Source organism: Sphaerotilus sp. (assembly GCF_031429695.1).
Taxonomy (GTDB): domain Bacteria; phylum Pseudomonadota; class Gammaproteobacteria; order Burkholderiales; family Burkholderiaceae_C; genus Sphaerotilus.
The window spans coordinates 1-21,682 of record NZ_JANPAB010000090.1; the positions used below are offsets into that span (position 1 = coordinate 1).

Genomic DNA, 21,682 nt, shown 5'->3' on the forward strand with positions numbered 1-21,682 from the left:
CTCCAACTCGGCCGGATCAAGGCTCGGGCGCCCCAGCCCTCGCCCCACCAGCCACTTGCGCACCAGATTGGCGTTCAGACCGTGAGCCAATGCCACCGCCGCGATCGACGCCCTCGGCTCCCGGCACTCGCTCAGCACCCGCGCCTTCAACTCGGCGCTGTGCTTTCTTCGGATCAAGCTTGGCTCGTTCATGGTCTCCACCAGTCAGTTCAGGTGGACACCATCGTCTCGGACCGAACAGGCTCATTCAAGGGGGGATGGCTGTTCGCTCACGCAGAGCCTGCCGGGTGGCCTGTCCGTAGGCGCCGGCTCTGTCACGCGCGACCACGCGGATTCCCGGGTGTTGTGCCAGCCAGTCCCGCACTTCTGTCATCTCGCGGCCGGCGATCAGATCCAGAGGGCGGTGCTGCTGCAGGTCCACGAAGATCGTGCCGTAGTGGTGACCCCGCGCCAGCGCCCAATCGTCAATGCCCACCACCAGGGGCTCACCGATGGCCGGCGGTGGCAGGGCGTGCACAGCTCGCAGGATCGTGTCGGCGCCAGCCCTCAGGCCCAGCGACCATGACAGCCGGGCTCCAGCCTGGCCACCCGAGGTGCAACCCAGGTGTTCCAGGGCCACCCGGCTGCGCACGCTGTAGCGACTGCGCGGCTGGACGAACGAGCCCATTGAGTCGCTGAAGGTGTGTCCACCACAGCCCGGGGCCATGCAGCGCCATCGGCGCACTTCAACGTCCAGCGTCACCGGCGTGCCGAAGCTGGGCAGGTCCGATGGGTGTCGCTGGTAATGACCATGCCGCCGCACGCGCGAGTTGTGACACCGTGGGCAGCAGGGCCTGCGGGCTGTGGAGCCGATCTGGAAGACCAGTCGTGGGCCGGCGAGGTGCCAGCCCAGAACCTGGTGATCGATGACCGCCAAGGCTTCAGACAGCATGGGGACCACCAGCATGGCATTGCCTTTCGGCTGCGCCGTCGCTGCCAGCGACCCAGTCTGCGCCTTTCTACGCCCTATGGGTGACGCAACACAAAATGCGGAAGACCCAGATTTGGTCCGGCGCCAACAACCAGGGGCAACACTGCTCGCGATAGCTCGACTCAGCGCTTGCGAGGCAGGGCCCGCATGCCGCGCACGAGGTCGGCCGCCTGCGCCTTGACGTACACCGAGGTCACCCGCAGGTCCGAGTGCCCCAGCAGGCTCTGCAGCACCTGTGGCTGCATCTGCTTGATCGCCTCGTTGGCGAAGGTGTGGCGCAGCCAGTGGGTCGAAGCTTTCAAGAACTCGGCCGCGGGAGGTGCCCCCTCGCGCGTGGCCGCCGCGTTCGCCACGTCCGTAAAAAAGCGCCGCAGCAGCCGGTAGATCGCCGAGCGCTCCAGCGCGCCATACCGATCGGCCTGCGAGGGCTGCTCCCGGTCCACGAACGGCACCCCGCGCGCGTCCAGATCCCGCCTCGGCGGCGGACGCCGCAGAATCCCGATCAGGGGCCGCCACGCCTGCAGGTGTTCGGCGCGCAAGGCATCTTGAAGCGCGCCGCCCGTTGACGCCACGGCATCTGCCTCCTGGTCGCCCGAGGCCATGCGCTCGCCCGCGGCCGTGGTCGGCCGGCTGTTGGGCACCTGCACCCGCTCCACGGCGTCCTCGAACCCCACCCTGGCAGCGTCCATGTCCGCGTGGTGCTGCTCCATCAACGCCTTGATGTCGTCGAACACCATCACCGTGCGCAGCTTGCCGCCCTTGCCGATCACGTCCAGCAGCCACGCGGATTCCCCGTCCACCAGTTCCTGCCGCAAACCCTTCATCCGGGTCGTCGCCAGCTCCGACAGCCGCAGCCCCGTCGTGCTCGCGAGGTCGAGCAGCAACTGCAGCCGCCGCCGCGCCGGCGTGTCCGGCCGCTCCCGCAGCACCACCATCGCGAACGACCACTGGGCCTCGTTCAGCGAACGTCGCACATCGATGCTGGGTTTTACTAGCCCCAGCGTGCGGCCCAGGCCGGACATCGCGTTGGCGCGCAGGTAACCCTTGTCGTGCATCGCCGCGAACAGCCCGCCCAGCACCGCGAACTCGTGGCGCTGGCTGTTGCGCCCCAGCGGCCCCCGGAACGGCCGCCACGCGGCGTCTTCCCGCCGTACCTTGCGCGGCTGCACCCAGTCGGCTGGTGGCGCTGAGACAAACGCCTGGTAGGCCTGGATGTCTGGCTCCTGCAGCGAAGACAGCGCGGTGCGCCGCACCTGCAGGCACCAGCGGTAGAACCGCTCGGCGATGCGGGCGTAGTCGCGCCGGGTCTGGCCCTGGTAGCGACTCAGCCACTGCTGGATGGCCTGCACGTCGGTCTGTGCGCCCCAGACGTTGGTGTCGGGCGAGCGGAACAGGCCGTCGCGTCCGGAGAGCGCATCCGGGAGGGCCATGTCCATGACCGGGACCGCGACCGGCATCAGAGGATCCGTGCCGCCGGCCAGAGCAGCCAGATCCGTCACCGGCGCACGTGCCAGGTCGCGCTGGCGCAGTCGTGCGAGGTCGCTCTCGGGCCGGAGTGCCGAGTCCAGAAGCGCCTGATCGCCCTGCTGCGCGATAGGCACGAGCCACGCCACGAGCCGCGTGGCGCGCACCGCGCCCAGCCGCGACACCGTGCGGTGCCAACGAAAGCCCTGCAGGTTGATGTAGCGCACCAGATCGCCCAGCGACTGCACCCCCACCCGGGCCAGTTCGCGCGGCAGGCCCGCGCCCAGCCAGAACCCGGTCTCGTCGTCCAGCCGCGCTTCGCGGGCCAGCACGCGCTCCAGGGTCGCCAGTGCGTCGATCACGGCGCGGCGCTGCGCCGAGGTCAGACGCGGATTCACTTCGGGGTGAGCGGTCTCGGCCAGGTGGGCGTGTGCCGTGGCCGAGAGGGCGAGAGCGGGCATCGATGCCGACGCCGACGCTGGCGGTGCGTGGCCGAACGCCTCCCCATAGAGGTCAACCCACTCGGCCTGCGTATAAAAATCCTCGTCGATGCCCGAGGCGCCGCACTGTGCGGACCGCCAGTCGTCCAGGGAGGGGGCGGCGGTGGCGGTGAAGGCCGTGGCTGTTTGCGACAAGGGGGCACGTCGTGCCCCCCGGGTGGGCACGAAGTCCGGCAGCGCGCTCAGCGCCGGCAGCGCCACCGCCAGCTCGACCATACATGCCCGCCGCGCCCCCGCGTGTTCGATCGCTTCGACCACCTGGCGCAGGCGGCTGACAAAATGCCGCCGGTCGCTCGGGCCGCCCGAGAACGCGAGGTAGCGCGTCCAGGCCTGCTCCAGCTCGACGCCATCGAGCAGCGCGCGCAGGAACGCGAAGTGGTGACGCCCGAGGTGGCCAGCGTGTTCGTGCAGCAGCCGGGTCTGGGTGCCGCGTGGACGGCCGCGCGGGCGGCTTTCTTGCGCCTTCGTGGCCTCGGTGGCGTTCATGGCGTTCAAACCAGCCTCCTTCAACCGGTCTTCACCTGCGTCTTTGCCTGCGGACGGGCACGATCACCCGGCGAGGGTCTCGACCTCGAAGCCGACGACATTGCGCGCCGTCCGACTGAACTCGACACCGATCAGATGGACGTCCGCACCCTGGCCCAGGTACTTCTCGGCGTAGCCCTTGTCGCGGATCTGCCGCAGCGCATGGCCTTCGGGCTCATCCGCCACCACCTTGAACTCGAACAGGAACACCTGTTCCTGCTGGACCACGGTCAGGTCGATGCGCCCGTGGTTGGTCGCATCCTCGACCCGCAGGTCCAGCCCCAGCCCGGCCAGGTGGCTGTAGAACACGCTCGCGTAGTGCCCCTCGAACCCTGCCAGCGTGTTCTTCCTGTACCAGTCGCTCGGGATGCTGGCGAACAGCGCTCTCAGCGTCGTTTCCATGGCGATCCAGTCCCGCTCGCGCAGCGCCTTGAGCAGGGTCTGTCGGTTGAGCGAAGCGGCCCGCCCCGGCACGCCATAGCCGGGCAGCAGCACCCGGTTGAGGCTCATCTCCACTTCCCGGTTCGGGTAGCCCAGCGTGTAGATCAGCTCCCGCGTCTCGGTCTCCTCGACCGCATGCACGCTCAGGTAGCCGGCCTGGAACAGCAGGGCCACCGCGCCGATCTGCTCGACCTCGAAGCTCAGCAGCTCCATCTCGTCGGCCTTCAATCGCGCCAGATCGGGCGTGAACCAGGACTGCTCGGCCAGCAGCTTGACCAGGAAGGTGGGCGTGCCCGTGTCGAACCAGTGGGCCTTGAACTCCCGGGTGTCGAACAGCAGCAGCACATCAAACGGGTTGTAGATGCCCACACCGCGCCAGTTGTAGCCGTTGTACCAGCGCCGGATCTCGTCGCGGTCCAGCCCCGGCAGCTCCGGCGCGAAGACGGTGTCGATGTCGTGGTCGGTGTAGCCGCACAGCGCGCTCCAGCGGGCGTCCAGCGTGATGTCCTGCAGGTTGTTCAGCCCCGAGAACAGGCTGACCTTGCTGAACTTGGACACCCCCGTCAGGAACACGAACTTCAGGTGCGGGTCGGCCCCCTTGAGCACCGAGTACAGGTTGCGCAGCCCGTCGCGCATCTCGACGGCCCGGGCCGGATCGGTGATGTTGTCCAGAATGGGCTTGTCGTACTCGTCGACCAGCACCACCGCCGGCGCCCCCTGCTTCAGGTGGGCCTGCTCGATCAGGTCGGCCAGGTCATCGGCCGTGTCGTCAGGGTCGATGTCGGCCGGACGGGGCAGACCCAAGGCGGCGCGATTGCGGCGCAGGTTGCTCTGGATGCGCCGGTCCAGTTCAGTCCGGCTCTTGAGCATGCCATCGGCGAAGCTGATGCGGATGACCGGATGGCGCCGGGACCAGTCCCAGCGTGTCTCGGCGGCCAGGCCCTCGAACAGCGCGCGGTTGCCCTCGAAGAGTTCCTTGAACGTGTCGACCAGCAGGCTCTTGCCGAAGCGCCGGGGGCGGCTGAGGAAGAAGTACGAACCCGACTCGATCAGGTCGATCGCCAGCCCCGACTTGTCCACGTAGTAGCAGTCCTCGTCGCGCAGTTTGGCGAAGGTCTGGATGCCCACGGGCAGCTTCTTGCGGGGCAGTGCGGGGGCGGCGGGGGTCATGGGGCAAGTGTAGTAGGGCGGGCCGCTGGCGAGACACTGCCCAAGCCGGGAAGTCGCGCCGAGAGTGCTCAATGCCTGTCACGTCGGCTGGTCGGGGGGCCGAGGCCGAGCCGCCTTTGCGGGGCTCAAAAAGCACCCTGTCAATCTGGCAGGTGCGCGATGAACCCATTTTTCTGACGCCCTGAGAAGGGTAGTTATCAGGATGCTGGTTGATAGAGAAAATTCCTCCTCATAACCCAGGGCGGCCCAGTTCCCATCCACGTCACCGGCCGTTCAACATCCCCCAGGCCTCATCCAGGATCGAATCGGTCTGAACAGTGGCCCCCAGAAATTTCGGGAAACGGTAGTCCGGCTGAGGCACGGTGTGGCCCGCACCCTGCATCGTGACCAGGCGCACCCGCGTCGGTGCGCCCCAGTCCTGCTGGTGGACGTCGAGATCGCCGATGCGGCGCGTGACATCGGCCACCGGATCGGCCGCCAGCCCGGCACGCTGCCTGAACCAGCGCGCACTGGCGGGCGCTGACAGCACGGTGCCGCGGTCACCGAAACCGAAAATCGTGACGCGCCCGCCGCCGTAGGGGTTAATCGGATCGTCTGTGCCTTCGAGCAGCACGACCTTGGTCGCCGCCGCTGCAGGCGCCAGCGTCCAGCCCATGTTGTCGGGTGTCGGGACGTTGGCATTGGCGACGATGATGCCGGCCACCAGATCGGATGCCTCCGAGGCGAGGCGCACCGCCATTGGAGTAGCCGAAGGCGAACACCCGTGTGCGATCGACGGCATTCGACGCCGCCAGCGCACCGACGATCGCGCGCATGAAGCCCACGTCATCGATGTTCAAGGTGCGTGCGCTGTATGAGGCCACCAGGCGGCCGTCGTTGAAGTGGCCTTCGATCCCGCTCGGGTAGACCACCACGGCGCCGTGCTGGCGCGCCAGTCGCTCGAAGCGCGGGCCGAGCATGCCGCGCATCTTCCCGCCGTCCATCAGCGAGCCGTGCAGCACGATCAGCACCGGCGCGCCGGCCTGGACCGCGGGCGGTGCGACCACCAGAAAGCTGCGCTCGCGCCCACCAACCATGACAGTGCGGCTGTCGGCAGCCGCTGGCGAGGCCGCCGGCATCGGCGAGTAGAAGAACCATCCGCCGACGCTGGTCAACCCCAGCACTGCGGCAACAGTGACGCTGAGCCAGCGTGGCATCGCTCAGAGACCAATCGGGTAGACGATGGCCTTTTCCTGCGTGTACTCGTGCAACCAGCCGTCGCCGTATTCGCGGCCCAGGCCGCTGCGCTTGTAGCCGCCGAAGGGCGCGTCGTTCTGGCGGTAGAGACCGCCGTTGATGATGACGCCGCCGGTTCGCAGTTGCAGCGCCATCTCCCAGGCCTTGGCCGGGTCGCGCGAATGGATGCCGCCGTACAGGCCGTATCGGCTGTCGTTGGCCATGCGCACCGCCTCGTCGTCGGTGTCGAATCCGATCACGCTGGCCACCGGGCCGAAGATCTCGTCCTGGGCAATGCGCATGCGGTTGTCCACGTCGTCGAACACCGTCACGTCGTAGAAAAAGCCGCGTTGCATGTGCGCTGGCCGTGTGCCGCCGCAGACCAGCCGGGCGCCTTCGTCGCGGCCCTGCTGCACCATGCGCTCGACCTTGTCGCGCGAGGCCGCGCGAATCAGCGGGCCGAGCTGGGTGCGCGGATCGGCGGGGTTGCCGATCACGATCTGCTCGGCGATGGCCTGCATCGTCGCCACGTAGGCGGGCCGGATGCTGTTGTGCACGATGTGCCGGGTGGCCAGTGCGCACCCCTGACCGCAGTGGTTGGCAATCTGGAAGACACCTTCCATGGCCGCCTTCTGCACGTCGGCATCGGCGCGCACGATCAGCGCGGACTTGCCGCCCAGTTCGAGCAGCACCTTCTTGATGGTGGGTGCGGCCTGCGCCAGGATGGCCGCGCCCACGCCTTCGGAACCGGTGAAGGTGACCATGTCGACGTCGGCGTCGCTTGTCAGCAGACGCGCCACCTCGGCGTCCCCCGTGACGATGTTCAGCACCCCGGGCGGCAGCCCGATCTCCAGCGCCAACTCGCCAAACAGCAGCGCCGAGAACGGCGTGTAGGCCGACGGCTTCAGGACCACGGTGCAGCCCGCCAGCAGCGCGGGCACCAGCTTCGACAGGTTGATCAGCAGCGGCGCGTTGTAGGCCGTGATGGCGGTGACGACGCCGGCGGGCTCGCGCACCACGGTGCCCGCGCCGATCAGGGCGGCGCCCGCGGGGTTGAACGGGTTCATCGCGGTCTCGACCGGCAGCGCACGGCTCGACGGCTGGAGTGACCGCTCCAGCGCCGCCGCGAACAGCTCCATCGGCCGCTGGAACTGCATCGCATGCGCCAGCGGCAGCGTGAAGCCGCCCTCGGCCACCATCATCGGGATCACCTGTTCGGCGCGGCGCAGCAAGGTCGCATGCATGCGCCGCACCATGGCGGTGCGCTCTGCCTGCGGCAGGCGCGGCCAGGGGCCAGTGTCAAAGGCACGGCGCGCGGCGGCGATGGCCGCGCGGGCTTCGGAGAGGGTGCCGACCGGCGCGCGGCCGATCGGCTCTTCGGTGGCCGGGTTGATCACGTCTTCATGCTGGCCGGCGCTGAGGCTGACCCAGGCGCCGTCGATGAACAGGCCGTCGAAATGGGTGTGGGGAATCGACATGGGGTTTCTCGGTCTTGGGTGGTGCGTGTTGCGTGTCGGATGCTGGGTTCAAGCGCGAATGAGTTCGGCGGCGCGTTTGGCCATCGCCATCGCCGGGCCGTTGGTGTTGCCGGAGATCAGCGTGGGCATGACGGAGGTATCGACCACACGCAGGCCCTGCACCCCGCGCACGCGCAGTTGCGGGTCCACCACCGAGCCCGCGTCGGCGCCCATGCGGCAGGTGCCGGCCACATGGAAGGTGCTGGAGCCGAATTTCAGGTAGGCGGCGACCAGCTCGTCGTCACTCTGGCTGCTGGGGCCGGGCTGGGTTTCGGCCACGACGCGGGCCGCCAGCGCCGGTTGGGCCAGCATGCGGCGCATCACCCGCACCAGGTCGGCCGCGTGGCGGCGGTCGCGCGCGGTGTGCAGGTAGTTGGCGTGGATGGCAGGCTCGGTGTCGGGATCCCTGGAGGTGATGCGCACCGAGCCGCGGCTGTCGGGCTGCGTGGGGTAGCCGACCCAGGTCATGCCAGGCTCGTCTTCGATGGCGATCTTGCCCTTGTCATCGACCTGGATCGAGTACAGGCCGATGCCCAGTTCTGCGTCGGGGCGCGGCAGGTCGGGCCGGGTTTTGACCAGACCGCAGAGTTCATGCGCGGCGAGTGTCATCGGCCCGTCGTGGCGCAGGGCGTAGCGCAGCAGGTTCTTGCCCAGGCGCCAGCCCTGGAACTCCTGGTTCAGGCTGCCACCGCGCAGGCGCACCTGCACCATGATGCAGCGGTGTTCCAGCAGTTGCTCGCCCACGTCCGGCGCATCGGCCACCACGGGGATGCCCAGGCTCTGCAGCAGCAACCCCGGCCCGACACCCGACAGTTGCAGCAGCTTGGGGCTCTGGATCGCCCCGGCCGACAGGATGACCTCGCGCCGCGCCCGCAGCACCACCTCGCCCGCGCCTTCGCGCAGCACGACGCCGACGGCGCGCTGGCCGTCGAACGCGATGCGTTGCACATGCGCACCGGTGCGAATGCTCAGGTTGGGCCGTGCCCGCACCGGGTCGAGAAAGGCAGTGGCCGCGCTCACGCGCCGACCGGCGAAGACCGTGCGCGGCTGGTAGCCCATGCCGCCTTGCGGCGCAGCGTTCACATCGGCCACCCGCGGCACGCCCGCCTGTTCGCAGGCGGTCAGGATCGCCTCGTACATCGGGTGATCCGGGGGGTGGATCGACAGTTTCAGCGGCCCGCCGGTGCCCCGATCGGCACCCGCGCCGAGCGGATGGTCTTCCATGGCGCGGTAGCGGCGGCCGATGTCGGCCCAGCCCCAGCCGGTGCAGCCCATCGCTTCCCAGTCGTCGTATTCCGACGGCAGACCACGCATCCAGACCATGCCATTGACGGAACTCGATCCCCCCAGGGTCCGGCCCTTGAACCAGTCTTCCTGGCCGCCACCGGCGGTGCGCGGACCTTGCCCGGCGCGGTGATGCCACAGATACGGGTTGGGCGGCGCCAGCAACTTGCCAATGCCGCGCGGCATGTGAATCAAGGGGCTGCGGTCGGGCGGGCCGCTTTCGAGCAGCAGGACGCGGCAGGCGGGATCGGCCGACAGTTACTGGCGCAGCGTGCCGACATCGTGCTGGTCTTTGCCGATCTGCCGGAGAAGGTCAAGTCCGAAGGCTTCGACCGCACCAGCCTGGACATGCCCGCCAGCCACAACGCGCTCATTGCCGCCGTGGCCGAAGTCAACCCCGCCACGGTGGTGGTCCTGAGCAATGGCGCGCCCGTCACGATGCCCTGGCTGGCGCGCGTGAACGCCGTGCTGGAGTGTTACCTGGGCGGGCAGGCCTGGGGCGGCGCCGTGGCCGATCTGCTGACCGGCAAGGTCTCACCAAGTGGCAAGCTGGCCGAGACCTTTCCCGCCAGCCTGGAGGCCGAGCCCTGTCGTGCCAACTTCCCAGGTGGAACGCACAGAGTGTGCCTACGCCGAATCGGTGTATGTCGGCTACCGCTACTACGACTCGGCCGACCGGGCGGTGCTGTTTCCCTTCGGCCACGGCCTGAGCTACAGCCGCTTCGTGTATGCCGACCTGCGTGTCGAGGCGCCGCCCGGATCAACCGCACCGGACGCAGACGCCCCGATGCGCGTGACGCTGGGGCTCCGAAACGTCGGGGCCGTGCCTGCCAGCGAAGTCGTGCAGCTCTATGTACACGACCGTGTCAGCAGCGTGTTCCGCCCGACCAAGGAACTCAAGGGCTTTGCGAAGGTCTGGCTGGCGCCGGGGCAGTCCACCACGGTGACGCTGTGGCTGGACCGCCGCGCCTTTGCCTTCTGGGACAGCGGTGCCGGCGCCTGGGCGGTCGAGGCAGGCGATTTCGACATTCTGGTCGGCGCCTCGTCGGCGGACATCCGGCTGCGTGCGGCCGTCCGGTTCGACCATGGCGATGGGCTGTCCACCTGGGCAAGGACGCTCGCAGACCGGGTGCCGGAGTATTTCCGCCCGGCAACGATGTCGTTCTCGGATCGGTCGCCCGAAGGCCCTTTCGCCCGGTTGCTGGGGCGGGCGCTGCCTGCGCACGATGTCGATCCCGGCGCGGAGCACACCCCGAACTCGACCTTGCGGGACATCCGCAGTGCTTGGGTGGGGCGGGTTCTGGTGTGGGGCGCACAACGCGAAGGCCGGAAGGTGGTCGGTGCGGACGGCGACGCCGAGACCTTGAACATGATGGACGCCATCCTCCTGGACATGCCACTGCGCAGCCTCGGGCTCATGAGTCAGGGCAAGCTGAGCGAACGGGCCGTTGATGGACTGGTTCACCTGATCAACGGCCATTGGATCGAGGGGCTCCGCTGCCTCTTCGTGCCGCTGCAGACTTCTGAAAAAACGCACGCCAAGCATGAGCCTGCGCATGACACCGGAGGCCAAGACCAAGCTGCTGCGCGAAGCCGAGGCGGTCATCCATGAAGCCGAGGTGATCAAGGTGACCGAACGCGACTTCCAGACCATCCTGGGGATGCGTTTGACTGTGGCGATGTCGATCTCAACAGGAATGGAGGGGGTAAGGGGGCGGCCCAGAATTCGGAATTCAAGAATGGCTGCGCACCACCAGCCTGGCCACTGTCGAGGATGAATGTTGAACAGCCAAGCCATGTCGGCGGTGGCCCGCTGCCCAGACCCGCAACTACACTGCTGGCCATGAGCACCGCCGCTGCCGTCGCACTGCCCCGCCGCAAGCTGCCCATCGGACTGCAGGCCCGTTCCGAAGGGCGGGGCGAGGGCTCCTGCTGCGTGGGCAAGTTCGGTCTCGCCGTCGCCCTGACCGAGTCCGGTGCCAGGGCGCAGTGACCGTGCCTGCACTTTCGTGTCTGGACCTGGAGCGAGGACAGCTCGACCTGCACCTGCTGCCGGTCACCACGGAGTGCGAGGACGATCTCGCCTTGCTGTCTGGCGACGAGTCGGCCCGGGCGCTGCGCTTTCGCCGCACAGCCGATCGGGTACTGTTCATCCAGGCGCATGGCTTGCTGCGCCGGGTGCTGAGCTGCTATGCGGTGGTGGCGCCGGGGCAATGGCACTTTGTGCGCGGCCCCTGGGGCAAACCGGCCGTGTGCCCGCAACGACACCCGACACTGCAGGATCTGCGGTTCAACCTCTCGCATTGCGCTGGTCGGGCAGCAGTGGCGGTGGCATGGGGGCGCGAGGTGGGGGTTGACATCGAGCGGTTCGACGCGCTGGCACAGCCCGGGGAACTGGCCTTGTCGATCCTCGGCCCCCACGAGCAGCAGGGCTGGCAGCAGGTCGGGCCCCACTTGCGGGCGCAGCAGCACTTCCTGATGACGCACTGGACGCTCAAGGAGGCGGTGCTCAAGGCGATGGGGCTTGGATTGAGCCAGATCGCGCCGCATCACCTGGAAGTGCTGCACAGCGAGGACGGTAGCGGCTGGCAGGCCAGGCCCTGCGTGGCACAGGCGGCTGCGCTGCGGGACTGGTCACGCCACGGGTGGCTGCACGGCGCACTGGAAGGACAGACACATCACTGGGCCCTGGCGTGCGAACGTCAACCGGGCGAGACCGTGTCCTGGCGCCTGATTCATCACCCGGCGCCGATCGCGCCGACATCCACCACCGCCCCTGTGGCCTGAATCCACCCCCATGAAGAACCCTTCCCATCGTCCTGCCTCCTCGTCGATGACCAGTGCCTCGCGCTGGCTGTGGATGCCAAGGCTGTCCCTGTCCCCAAGGCTGAGGTTGTTCTGCCTGCCGTATGCCGGCGGCTCGGCGTCGATCTACCGAGGCTGGTTCGACATGGTGCCGGCCGATATCGACCTGTGTCCGATCCAGTTGCCGGGACGCGAGGCGCGCTTCGCCGAATCCCTCATCGATGACCCGCAGACCTTGCTGGACGAACTGCACCAGGCCGTGCAGCCCTGGCTGGACAGGCCATTCGTGCTGCTGGGCTACAGCATGGGGGGATTGATCGCCCATGCGCTGGCACGCCGTCTGCAGACCTCGGGCGGGCCGACTCCCCAGCGTCTGGTCGTGGCTGCCTGCAGCAGCCCGGACCATTCCACCGGCGTCGATCCGGACCAGATGAGTGATGCCGAGTTCGCGGCCTATGTCCGCACCTTGGGTGGCACCCCTGAGGCGGTGTTCGAGCACGCGGAGTTGCTGGAGCTGCTGCTGCCGCTGCTCAAGGCCGATTTCAGGCTGGTGCGACGCCTGCGCGCAGCGGCCCAGATCCCGTCGGATACCGTGCGGCGGCTGGACTGTCCGATCACGGCCTTGGCTGCGCACGGGGATGCACATGCTACGCCGCAGCAGGTAGCGCGCTGGGCTGACTTCACCCAAGGTGGAGCGCATGTCACGAGCATCCCCGGAGAGCACTTTGCACTGTGGCAGCAGCCTCGCCTGCTCATGGATGCGGCGCTGACCAGCCCAACCTGAGCAGCCCGATCTGATCGGTGCGCCACGGGCGCTTGTCAACACCGGGAGTGTGGATACGCCTGATTCGTGCTCCTTGTCACACAACAAGAAACAGGAAGAAACAACCAAGTCGCTCCAATCGATATTTATATTTTTGTCACTTAGAATTTAGTCAAGTGAATTGTTATCAATTTAGTCGTATCAGATCAGGCAATTTTGCGTGATTTTGACAAATCAATTGCAACAAACGGCAGATTTGTCACCCATCCGGGGAGGCCGTCTTTGACAGCAATACATCTGATTGTCAATCTCGGACCCTGCCCGTGTATCACCTTTTGCCCAGCACCTCCCTGCTTGCCTGCCCGGTTGTCCCTGTGACCCTGCGTGCGCAGCGGCCTTGAAGGCGATTGCTCGGCATGCAGCAACTGAAGCGTTTCCTGACGCAAGAGGCAGGCGTTCCCAAGCGGCGCATCGTGGTGATGTCGCTGCTGACGGGGGCCTGCAACGCGCTGATGCTGGGCCTGCTCAACGTGGCGGCGGCGCACGCGGGCGATGAATCCGGGCACGACGGCCGGCTCTTCGCGGCCTACTTGGCGGCGTTTGCGCTGTACGTGTACACCCAGCGCCGCTCGATGCTGGAGGCCATGGGGGCGGTCGAGCGCACCATCGAGCGGCTGCGGCTGCGGCTGACCGACAAGGTGCGCCGCTCACCTTTGCGCCTGATCGAGCAGACAGGCGGGCTGCCGGGTTTCGCGGCACTGACGCAGGACACCCAGGTCATCGCCCAGGCCGGCGAGCAGGTCGTCACGACGCTGCAGGCGATGGTCATCCTGGTGTTCACGACGCTGTACCTGGCGTGGCTCTCCCCGCTGGCGTGCCTGGCCGTGGTGCTGGTCGTGAGCGGCTTCATCGGCGTGCGGCTGGTGCGCACCCCGGCCATCATGGAAGCGATGGGACAGGCCCACGCCAAGGAAGTCGAGTACCAGCGCGCGCTCGATGACGTGGTGGAAGGCTTCAAGGAACTGCAGTTGAGCCGGTGCGAGCGCCATGGCCTGCGTGCCCACCTCGTGGAAGTCGCCGAGCAGTCGCGCGCACTCAAGCTCCAGGTCAACCTGGCCACCGTCTTCGACCACCTCTTCGGGGGCGCCGCGCTGTTCCTGCTGCTGATGGCGGTGGTGTTCCTGCTGCCCATCGTGCTGTCTCAGAGCAGCCAGACCACCCACCAGCTCGTGACCACCATCCTGTACATCCTCGGGCCGATCGGCACCGTCACGCAGGGCCTGTCCGGCATGGCGGCCATCGAGGCGGGGATCGGCCACCTCTACGCCCTTGAAGCCCGGCTGGATGCGGCGATCGAGCCGTACCACCGCAGCCCGGTCGATCCGCTGCGCCAGTTCGACGAAATCCGGCTGGAACAGGTGCGCATGCGCTACCTCGATGCAGACGGCACGCCGTTGTTCACCTCAGGCCCGCATGACCTGAACCTGCGCGCCGGTGAGACGGTCTTTCTCGTCGGTGGCAATGGCGCGGGCAAGTCCACGCTGCTCAAGCTGCTCACGGGCCTGTACGCCACTGAAGAAGGTCAGCTCGTGCTCGACGGCGAGCCGGTCGAGCCACGCACGCTGGAGACCTACCGCAGCCTGTTCTCGACCGTCTTCACCGATTTCCATCTCTTCGATCGCCTCTACGGCCTGCCGGAGGGCGTGGATGACGCGGTGGTCAACGCGTGGATCGAGCGGCTGGGGCTGACAGGCAAGACCCGCTGCGAGGCGGGCCGCTTCACGCACACCGACCTCTCGACCGGGCAGCGCAAGCGCCTGGCCTTCATCGCCGCCGTGCTCGAAGGTCGCCCGATCTGCCTGTTCGACGAGCTGGCGGCCGACCAGGACCCGGCCTTCCGGCGACGCTTCTACGAGGAACTGCTGCCGGAACTCCAGGCGCAGGGCCGCACGCTGCTGATCGTCTCGCACGACGACGCCTACTTCCACTGCGCCGACCGGCTGCTGCGGCTCGACGCCGGGCGCGTCGTCGCCGACGAGCGCCATGGCACTGTGGCGCTGCTGCCGGCCCCAGCCACCGCAGAGGTGGCCGAAATCACCGGAGACACGGCATGAAGGGCCACCTGCTGGCGTTCTACCGCCGTGAATCAGGGCAGCCGCTCCAGTCGGTGCTGGTGGCCGTGGCGCTCTCGGGGGCCGGGCAAGGCATGCTGATGGCCCTGGCCAACCTGGGTGCAGAGTCGGCGGAATTCACGGCCAAGCGCACGGCGCTGCTGGTGTTCTACATCGTCGCGATGGTGCTGTACCTGGGCGGGCTGCGCCGCGCGCTGCGGGCAGGCTTCACGGCGTCCGAGCATGCGCTGGAGCGCGTCCGGGTCCGCCTGTCCACCCGGCTGCTGCAGGCCGACCTCGCCTACGTCGAGCGCCACGCCGGCACGGGCCACTTCACGCCGCTGCAGCAGGACACCCGGCTCGTCGCGGATGCGATGACCCAGGCGCTGTACGGCCTGCAGTCGCTTGCGCTGTTCGCGGTGAGCAGCGTGTACATGGCCTGGAAGAGCCCGACCACCTTCGGTCTGGTCGCGCTGGTCTTCGTGGTCGTGCTCCCGAAGCTCATGCGCAACTACCACCGCACCACCGAGGAGATGCGCCTGTCGGCCGAGCGCGAAGGCGCTTTCTTCGGTCTGTTCGGCGACCTGGTGCAGGGCTTCAAGGAGGTCAAGCTCAACCGTGCGCGCAGTCAGGCGATCCAGACTGGTCTGGCTGCACGGGCACGCCAGGCGCATGGGCCTCGCCACAAAGTCAACCAGCGCACGGTCGATGACCTGCAGTTCTCCAGCGGCATCTTCTATGTGCTGCTGGCGGTGCTGGTGTTCGTGCTGCCCGAGATCTCGCCGACCCACCACGACAAGGTCGAGCAGACGCTCTCGACGGTGCTGTTCCTGATGGGACCGCTGACGATGTTCGCCACCACACTGCCGATGCTCGCACGCGCCGAGGCGGCTGTGGCCGGGCTGTACACGCTGGAGGCCGAGATCGATGCGGCGGCCCATGGTCGAGCTGGGGGGGAGGGCATCGACCCGGATGCCCCTTCAGCACCGGTCTTCGAGCGCCTGGGCCTGCACGGCGTGAGCTTCCACTACACCGACGCCGCGGGCGAGATCACCTTCCGCTCGGGACCACACGAGATGGAGATCCACCGGGGTGAACTCGTCTTCATTGTCGGCGGCAACGGTTCGGGCAAGTCCACGTTGCTCAAGCTGCTCACTGGGCTGTACGCGCCGCTGGAAGGCGAACTGCGGCTGGATGGAGCCACGGTGGACGCCGGCCTGCGCCCGACATACCGCGAACTGTTCTCGATCGTCTTCACCGATTTCCACCTCTTCGATCGGCTCTACGGGCTGGAGAGCGTGGACCCGGCCGAGGTGCAGCGCTGGCTGACCGTGATGGGGCTGGAGCACAAGACCCGCTTCGAGGACGGCCGTTTCACGCAGACGGCCCTCTCCACCGGACAGCGCAAGCGCTTGGCGTTCATCGTTGCGGTGCTGCGCGACAAGCCGGTGTGCATCCTGGACGAGGTCGCCGCCGACCAGGATCCGGGGTTCCGCCAGCGCTTCTACCGCGAGCTGCTGCCCGAGTTGCGCGCACGCGGCACCACCGTCATCGTCGTCTCGCATGACGACGCCTACTTCGACTGCGCCGACCGGCTCATCCGTCTCCAGGATGGCCGCATCGTCGCCTGACACGAGCGCTCGCTCGGCAAGGACCGCTCCCCATGACCGCTCCCCAGGAATGGTTCGACGACCCGAAAGACGCCGAGGCTGACACGCCCGAGGCGCCACAGACACGCCGCCAGCGCCTGTCGCTCTGGTTGCACGACCACATCCCCGCTTTCATCGTCACCAACCTGCTGCTGCTGCTGCTGGTGATCTTCCTGTGGAACCGCATCGTCGTGGTCATCCCGCCGGGCCAGGCAGGGGTGCTGTTCCGGCTGTTCTCCGGCACCGAGGTGGACCACGTCTACGGCGAGGGCCTCTACCTCATCAGCCCGCTCAACACCATGAACCCCTACGAGACGCGCAAGCAGGTCGCGCTGCACGAGTTCGAGGTGCTCACCGCCAAGGGCCTGAGCGTGAAGCTCTCGCTGGCGATCCGCTACCAGCCCGAGGTCGAGATGCTGGGCGTGCTGCACCAGCGCATCGGGCCGGACTACGCCCAGCGCGTGATCATTCCGCAGGTCGAATCGGTCATGCGCAAGCAGCTCGGCCAGTACGTCGCCGAGGACATCTACACCAACAAGGACGGGCTGCTCACGCGCGCCATCCTCGCGGCGCTGGATGAGGTAGGGCGCAACTTCATCCAGGTCGAGGACATCATCATCCGCGGCATCCAGCTCCCCGACAAGCTCAAGACGGCCATCGAGGACAAGCTGACCCAGGAAGAGATGCTCAAGTCCTACGAGTTCCGGATGGAGACCGCGCGCAAGGAGGCCGAGCGGCTGACGATCGAGGCGGAAGGGCTGAAGAAGCACAACGCCATCCTCGCCGAGAGCCTGACGGACAAGGTGCTGCAGCGCGAGCAGATCCAGGCCATGCGCGATCTCGCCAAGTCGCCGAATGCCAAGACGCTGATCATGGGCGGCGGCGGTGGCCATGGCGCCGCAGGGGCTGCCGGCGACAGCAAGCTGATGATCAACGTCACGCCATGAAGCGCCTGATCGTGATGCTGGCGGTGGCCGCCGCCGGCCTGGTCGCCTGGAGCCATTGGCCGGGCGAGGATTACGCCGCGCTGGCCGACGCGCGCGACCGCCAGGCGCTCGATGCGAAGGCCGACATCGTTGTCGCCGCCGTGGCCGACCCGCAGCAGTCCGACTACGTCAAGGGGATCGAGCTGGCGGTGCAGCAGCTCAACGAGCGGCCGGAGAAGCTGCTGGGCCGGCGCGTGACACTGCGCATCGAGCAGGGCACCAGCGAGGCGGACTCGGAGAGCCGCCTCGTGCAGCGTCTGGTCGGTGACGACCGGGTGGTGGCCGTGCTCGGGCACCGCAGCTCCAGCGTGGCGGTGCCAGCCTCGTTGGTCTACGAGGCGGCCCGGGTGGTGTTCATGCCACCCTTCGCGACCAAGAAGAGCCTGACCGGGCATGATTTCCAGTACACCTTCCGCATGGCGCCGAGCAGCCCGGTGATGGCCGAGCAGCTCGCCAGCCTGTCGGCGATGCTCGGCTACGGTCGGGTCGCGGTGCTGCACGCACGCGATGACTACAGCCGCGAGCTGGCTTTCCTGTTCGAGGACTCGGCCGTGGCGCGTGGCGTGCGCGTGACGCACCGGGCTTCGTTCATCGCCACCGACGAGGACTACCGCAGCCTGGTGGCACAACTGCGCTCCAAGCCGTTCGACGCCGTGTTCCTGTCGGCCTCCAGTGCCTCCGGCGTGCGCCTGGTGCAGCAGTTGCGTGAACTCGGCGTGCAGGTACCCGTCATCGGCATCGACTCGCTGAACTCGCGTGACTTCAAGGACGCGGTCGGGCCGGCCGGCAACAACACCATCACGCCGGTGCTCTACCGCAGCAGCCAGGCGGGCTGGCGCAACGCCGCCTTCGTCGAGCGTTTCCGCGCCGTCCACGGACGCGAGCCGGACCACAACGCCGCGCAGGGCTACGACTCGATGATGCTGCTGGCACGCGCGATCAAGTCGGCGAAGACCACACGCACGTCCGCCGTGATGTCGGCGCTGCACTTCATGCCTTACTGGGTCGGCGTGACAGGGCTGCACGCCTTCGACGCCCATGGCGAGCTGCGGGCCAAGCACTACGAGTTCCAGCAGTTGCTGGGAGGGGAGTGGCAGCCGCTGCCGGGGCTGCACCTGCGCTACCAGCTCGAACGCGCCGAGGCCGAGGCGCGCCAGACCGGCGAGCCGCTGCCCGCGGGGTTCAGCCAGTCCTTCCGCGCCGAGGCGTCGCTCGAAGAGACCGCGGCGCTGCAGTTCGAGATGGCCCGGCGCCTGCTGCCGATGCAGCGCCTGGGAGTGATCATCGCCTCGCACGATCCCGACACGCTCGAAGAGGTCACCGCGCAGGTGCAGCGTCTGGGCAAGACCGCAGGGGTGGCCATCGAACATTGCGTGGTGCATGACGATGCGCTCGACGAGGATCTGGCCCAGTGTCTGCAGACGCTGACCGCATCCTCGCCGTCGCAGCCTCAGGCACTGATGCTGGCCCGCTTCGATGACCTGAGCTTCGTGGACACCGTCGCCGTCGGCGCGAAGCTGCGTGCCGTGGCCGTGCCGGTCTTCGCGATCAGTGCAGCGGGCAACCGCGTCATGCCGCCGGGGCTGGCGATGTTCGTCGATGAGGCGGGTCGGCAGGACTACTTCGGCCCGGCGGTCAAGAACATCGAGCGCATGGTGGCACGCCAGGCGGTGGACGGCGTGATCGGCGCACTGGTCAATCTGCCAGCGGTCAAGGTCGATCTGCAGCGCCTGCTCAGTCTGGGCCACCAGAGCAACCCGGCGCTGCTGAACCTGTTTGCCGAAGAGATGCCGCCGGTGGCGGCGACATTTGCGCTGCCCAAGCAGGCACGCCAGCAGGGGGCGGTGTCCGCGGCTTCGGATGCGACCAGTGCGCCCGAGGCCATGCCATCGCCCGCGTCGTCCGCCTCGGCCCCTGCGCCGGCCGTGTCCGCCGCGCCACCCGCCTCGACTCCCTCCACCCCCTGATCACCGACACCGGTCCACCGCCATGCCCGCTGCCCTGAACCCTTATGTGCTTCCCTTCCTGTATTGCCTCGGCAGCTTGCTCGTGGCGGCGTTTGGTCGTCGGCGCAGGTGGGGCTTCTGGGGCTACCTGTGGGCCTCGCTGCTGATGTCGCCCGTGCTGGGCCTGCTGTTCGTGCTGGCCGGGGACAAGCCTGCACGACGGCCGAAGCCGGCCAAGCCGGCGGCGGCCCCTGCCCCTGCCCCCGCGGTCGGGCCATGAGTGCGCCAGGTGATCCGGAGCGGCAGACAGGGGAGCGGAGCGGAACGACAACAAGACATCCCCAGTTCCCTCCACCCACCCCGAAAGGATTGTCCATCCGCAAGAAGAAACCCACCCCGACCTCTGCCGCGCCAAGCGAGCCGGCCGAACTTCACTCCCTCTCCCCTCAACCTCTGGAGAACCTTCCCATGAGTCAAACCGCTGACAACAACACCATCGACGCCGAAGCCACGGTGGTCGAACCTGCCACCCCGGAGCCCATGCTGGTTTCCGACGTGGTGCGCTCCGACCGGCTGCTGCTGGCCAACGACATCGTCAAGAACCACGTCATCGCCGCCACCGGCGTGAGCCTGATCCCCGTGCCGCTGGCCGACCTGGCCGCCGTCATGGGCATCCAGGTCAAGATGGCCTACAGCCTGAGCAAGCTGTACGACGTCCCCTTCAAGGAAAAGATCGTGCGCTCGCTGCTGACCTCGCTGGTCAGCGGTGCGGGCGCCTCCCTGGCCATGTCCGGTCTGGCCAGCCTGGCCAAGGCCGTGCCGGGCCTGGGTTCGATCGCGGGCGCGGCCGGCGTGTCCGCGACCGCGGCGGCAGTGACCTACGCCACCGGCAAGGTGCTGACCAAGCACTTCGAGGTCGGCGGCACCTTCGACAACTTCGACCCGTTCAAGTTCAAGGAGATGTTCAAGGCCAAGATCAAGGAAGGCGCCGAGGTCGTCAAGTCGGTCAAGGCCGACGCCACCCCGGTCGCTGCCTGATCAGGGCTTGATCGCATGACGCCCTGAGGCCCTGATCAGCCTCGGGGCGGGCCGGCACCCGGGCATCTCCACACCGCCCACAGTGCCGGCCGTTCGCGAGCCGGCCAGCCAACCAGCCCCTTTCGTCTGCGTCACCCCGCTTCATCCCGCTTCGCTCCCATTCGGAGAACCACCATGTCTGCTCGCTCCTCGTTGCGCACCCGCCTGCGTCGCCTGATCCCCCTGTCCGTTGTGGCCGCCGCCGTGATGCTGGCCGGCTGCAGCGGCCCTGGTGCGCTGCGCTCGGGCTACCTCGACTACTCCAACGCCCAGGCCCAGGTCGGCAACCAGCAGACGCTGCTGAACCTGGCGCGCATCCGCAATGGCCACCCGCCCTACTTCCTGCAGATGGGCGCGATCACCGCCACCTACAGCTTCACGCGCGGCGGCACGGGCTCGGCCTCGCACACACTCGGCACCATGCCCGGTGCCCTGCCCGAGATGTTCACCCGCATGCTTGGCCTGAGCGGCAGCTCCACCGAGGCGCCGATGTTCAACTTCGCGCCCCTGAGCGGCCCCGGCTTCTCGGCGGTGATCATGAAGCCGATCGATCCGCGCACGTTCTCGGGTCTGGCCACGCAGGGCTTCTCGGCCACGGCGCTGGTGCGCATGCTCGCCGACGAGGTCACGCTGACGACCGCCGGCGGCCAGAAGACGGTGCTGCGCAACCTGTTCGATGCGGACGACGCCGAGAACTACGGCGACTTCCTGCGTTTGGTGGAAGCACTGCAGACGCTGCAGTACGCCCGCGCGGTGGTCACCGGCACGGACACGGCGGGCACGACGCTGCGCATCACCGCCGACGACCGGGGCGGCGCGGTGCTGCAGCGCCTGGTCACGCGCGAGGGTGCGAAGGCCCAGTTCCGCACGCTGGGCAACCAGCCGCTGGCAAGTGGCTTCACGCTGGACGTGAAACTGCGCACCTTCGCCGGCGCGCTCTACGCGATGGCGTATGACGGTGCCGCCGCCGACGCGCTGCCCGCGGCGCTGCGCGAGAGCCTGCCGGAAGGTCAGCGCGACGCCGTGCTGCGCATCGAGTCCGCGCCCGATCTGACCGAGCCGGAAGCCGCCCGCATCGACTACGCCGGGCGCAAGTACGTCATCTCGGACAAGGCCGGCTCCATGCGCTACCGCACCACCTTCCAGGGCCTGCAGTTCGTCTTCGCCCAGACCGAACTCAACCCCGGCCAGCTCCCGCAAGCCTCTGTCATCCAGATGCGCTGAGCACGCGCGCACCAAAGCAAACGCGAACGCATCTC

The 21,682-nt window shown here is 67.9% G+C and carries 19 protein-coding genes and 1 pseudogene; 12 read left to right on the top strand and 8 right to left on the bottom strand.

What is annotated here, in order from left to right:
• From RMP06_RS17360 to RMP06_RS17395, 8 genes are all read right to left on the bottom strand, one after another.
• A partial coding sequence (locus RMP06_RS17360) for a transposase (RefSeq protein ID WP_310463050.1) occupies positions 1-192 on the bottom strand: 192 nt, incomplete at its 3' end.
• Between the two features lie 55 nt (positions 193-247).
• Complete coding sequence (locus RMP06_RS17365) at positions 248-946, bottom strand: ISL3 family transposase (protein WP_310463051.1); 699 nt, start codon at positions 944-946, stop codon at positions 248-250.
• A 146-nt stretch (positions 947-1,092) separates the two neighbouring features.
• Positions 1,093-3,420 (bottom strand): phage integrase family protein, encoded by a 2,328-nt coding sequence (locus tag RMP06_RS17370; RefSeq protein WP_310463074.1) that lies wholly within the window; start codon positions 3,418-3,420, stop codon positions 1,093-1,095.
• A gap of 63 nt (positions 3,421-3,483) precedes the next feature.
• On the bottom strand, positions 3,484-5,070 hold the full coding sequence (locus RMP06_RS17375) for an ATP-binding protein (protein ID WP_310463052.1): 1,587 nt from the start codon (positions 5,068-5,070) through the stop codon (positions 3,484-3,486).
• A 262-nt stretch (positions 5,071-5,332) separates the two neighbouring features.
• Entirely contained in the window at positions 5,333-5,683 is a 351-nt protein-coding gene (locus tag RMP06_RS17380; protein WP_310463053.1) for an alpha/beta hydrolase family protein, read from the bottom strand.
• On the bottom strand, positions 5,652-6,266 hold the full coding sequence (locus RMP06_RS17385) for an alpha/beta hydrolase family protein (protein WP_310463054.1): 615 nt from the start codon (positions 6,264-6,266) through the stop codon (positions 5,652-5,654). The genes RMP06_RS17380 and RMP06_RS17385 overlap by 32 nt, the downstream gene beginning before the upstream one ends.
• A gap of 3 nt (positions 6,267-6,269) precedes the next feature.
• On the bottom strand, positions 6,270-7,763 hold the full coding sequence (locus RMP06_RS17390; protein WP_310463055.1) for an aldehyde dehydrogenase family protein: 1,494 nt from the start codon (positions 7,761-7,763) through the stop codon (positions 6,270-6,272).
• A gap of 48 nt (positions 7,764-7,811) precedes the next feature.
• Positions 7,812-9,272, bottom strand: coding sequence for a GMC family oxidoreductase (locus tag RMP06_RS17395; protein WP_409050194.1), 1,461 nt, complete (start codon positions 9,270-9,272; stop codon positions 7,812-7,814).
• Between RMP06_RS17395 and RMP06_RS21475 the strand changes: the two are divergent.
• The 12 genes and pseudogenes from RMP06_RS21475 to RMP06_RS17450 form a co-directional block, all read left to right on the top strand.
• Positions 9,219-9,665: pseudogene (locus tag RMP06_RS21475) on the top strand (glycoside hydrolase family 3 protein); the annotation flags it as partial. The gene RMP06_RS17395 and the pseudogene RMP06_RS21475 sit on opposite strands and share 54 nt — an antisense overlap.
• Before the next feature lie 28 nt (positions 9,666-9,693).
• Complete coding sequence (locus tag RMP06_RS17400; protein WP_310463056.1) at positions 9,694-10,698, top strand: fibronectin type III-like domain-contianing protein; 1,005 nt, start codon at positions 9,694-9,696, stop codon at positions 10,696-10,698.
• Positions 10,699-10,929: 231 nt separating this feature from the next.
• The gene (locus RMP06_RS17405; protein WP_310461412.1) at positions 10,930-11,079 is read left to right on the top strand and encodes a hypothetical protein; all 150 of its coding nucleotides are present in this window, start codon (positions 10,930-10,932) and stop codon (positions 11,077-11,079) included.
• Between the two features lie 2 nt (positions 11,080-11,081).
• Positions 11,082-11,873: a 4'-phosphopantetheinyl transferase family protein gene (locus tag RMP06_RS17410; protein WP_310463057.1), complete on the top strand. Its 792-nt coding sequence runs from the start codon at positions 11,082-11,084 to the stop codon at positions 11,871-11,873.
• A gap of 10 nt (positions 11,874-11,883) precedes the next feature.
• Positions 11,884-12,675, top strand: a complete 792-nt coding sequence (locus RMP06_RS17415) for a thioesterase II family protein (RefSeq protein WP_310463058.1) — start codon at positions 11,884-11,886, stop codon at positions 12,673-12,675.
• Between the two features lie 395 nt (positions 12,676-13,070).
• Positions 13,071-14,768 carry a cyclic peptide export ABC transporter gene (locus RMP06_RS17420; protein WP_310463059.1) on the top strand — a complete coding sequence of 566 codons (1,698 nt, stop codon included), beginning with the start codon at positions 13,071-13,073 and terminating at the stop codon, positions 14,766-14,768.
• Positions 14,765-16,396 (top strand): cyclic peptide export ABC transporter, encoded by a 1,632-nt coding sequence (locus tag RMP06_RS17425; protein WP_310463060.1) that lies wholly within the window; start codon positions 14,765-14,767, stop codon positions 16,394-16,396. Before RMP06_RS17420 ends, RMP06_RS17425 begins: the two co-directional genes overlap by 4 nt.
• Before the next feature lie 32 nt (positions 16,397-16,428).
• Positions 16,429-17,361, top strand: a complete 933-nt coding sequence (locus RMP06_RS17430) for a prohibitin family protein (protein WP_310463061.1) — start codon at positions 16,429-16,431, stop codon at positions 17,359-17,361.
• Positions 17,358-19,367 carry an ABC transporter substrate-binding protein gene (locus RMP06_RS17435; protein WP_310463062.1) on the top strand — a complete coding sequence of 670 codons (2,010 nt, stop codon included), beginning with the start codon at positions 17,358-17,360 and terminating at the stop codon, positions 19,365-19,367. The genes RMP06_RS17430 and RMP06_RS17435 overlap by 4 nt, the downstream gene beginning before the upstream one ends.
• A 22-nt stretch (positions 19,368-19,389) precedes the next feature.
• Entirely contained in the window at positions 19,390-19,626 is a 237-nt protein-coding gene (locus tag RMP06_RS17440) for a hypothetical protein (protein WP_310463063.1), read from the top strand.
• Between the two features lie 188 nt (positions 19,627-19,814).
• The gene (locus tag RMP06_RS17445) at positions 19,815-20,384 is read left to right on the top strand and encodes a YcjF family protein (protein WP_310463064.1); all 570 of its coding nucleotides are present in this window, start codon (positions 19,815-19,817) and stop codon (positions 20,382-20,384) included.
• A gap of 174 nt (positions 20,385-20,558) precedes the next feature.
• Positions 20,559-21,647 (top strand): hypothetical protein, encoded by a 1,089-nt coding sequence (locus RMP06_RS17450; protein ID WP_310463065.1) that lies wholly within the window; start codon positions 20,559-20,561, stop codon positions 21,645-21,647.
• The last annotated feature ends 35 nt before the right edge of the window (positions 21,648-21,682 follow it).

What these genes read in the sequence shown, in the direction of transcription:
- RMP06_RS17365 (WP_310463051.1), bottom strand. Translation starts at nt 946, where the DNA reads ATGCTGGTGGTCCCCATGCTGTCTGAAGCCTTGGCGGTCATCGATCAC.
- RMP06_RS17370 (WP_310463074.1), bottom strand. Translation starts at nt 3,420, where the DNA reads ATGAACGCCACCGAGGCCACGAAGGCGCAAGAAAGCCGCCCGCGCGGC.
- RMP06_RS17375 (WP_310463052.1), bottom strand. Translation starts at nt 5,070, where the DNA reads ATGACCCCCGCCGCCCCCGCACTGCCCCGCAAGAAGCTGCCCGTGGGC.
- RMP06_RS17385 (WP_310463054.1), bottom strand. Translation starts at nt 6,266, where the DNA reads ATGCCACGCTGGCTCAGCGTCACTGTTGCCGCAGTGCTGGGGTTGACC.
- RMP06_RS17390 (WP_310463055.1), bottom strand. Translation starts at nt 7,763, where the DNA reads ATGTCGATTCCCCACACCCATTTCGACGGCCTGTTCATCGACGGCGCC.
- RMP06_RS17395 (WP_409050194.1), bottom strand. Translation starts at nt 9,272, where the DNA reads ATGCCGCGCGGCATTGGCAAGTTGCTGGCGCCGCCCAACCCGTATCTG.
- RMP06_RS17405 (WP_310461412.1), top strand. Translation starts at nt 10,930, where the DNA reads ATGAGCACCGCCGCTGCCGTCGCACTGCCCCGCCGCAAGCTGCCCATC.
- RMP06_RS17415 (WP_310463058.1), top strand. Translation starts at nt 11,884, where the DNA reads ATGAAGAACCCTTCCCATCGTCCTGCCTCCTCGTCGATGACCAGTGCC.
- RMP06_RS17420 (WP_310463059.1), top strand. Translation starts at nt 13,071, where the DNA reads ATGCAGCAACTGAAGCGTTTCCTGACGCAAGAGGCAGGCGTTCCCAAG.
- RMP06_RS17425 (WP_310463060.1), top strand. Translation starts at nt 14,765, where the DNA reads ATGAAGGGCCACCTGCTGGCGTTCTACCGCCGTGAATCAGGGCAGCCG.
- RMP06_RS17430 (WP_310463061.1), top strand. Translation starts at nt 16,429, where the DNA reads ATGACCGCTCCCCAGGAATGGTTCGACGACCCGAAAGACGCCGAGGCT.
- RMP06_RS17435 (WP_310463062.1), top strand. Translation starts at nt 17,358, where the DNA reads ATGAAGCGCCTGATCGTGATGCTGGCGGTGGCCGCCGCCGGCCTGGTC.
- RMP06_RS17440 (WP_310463063.1), top strand. Translation starts at nt 19,390, where the DNA reads ATGCCCGCTGCCCTGAACCCTTATGTGCTTCCCTTCCTGTATTGCCTC.
- RMP06_RS17445 (WP_310463064.1), top strand. Translation starts at nt 19,815, where the DNA reads ATGAGTCAAACCGCTGACAACAACACCATCGACGCCGAAGCCACGGTG.
- RMP06_RS17450 (WP_310463065.1), top strand. Translation starts at nt 20,559, where the DNA reads ATGTCTGCTCGCTCCTCGTTGCGCACCCGCCTGCGTCGCCTGATCCCC.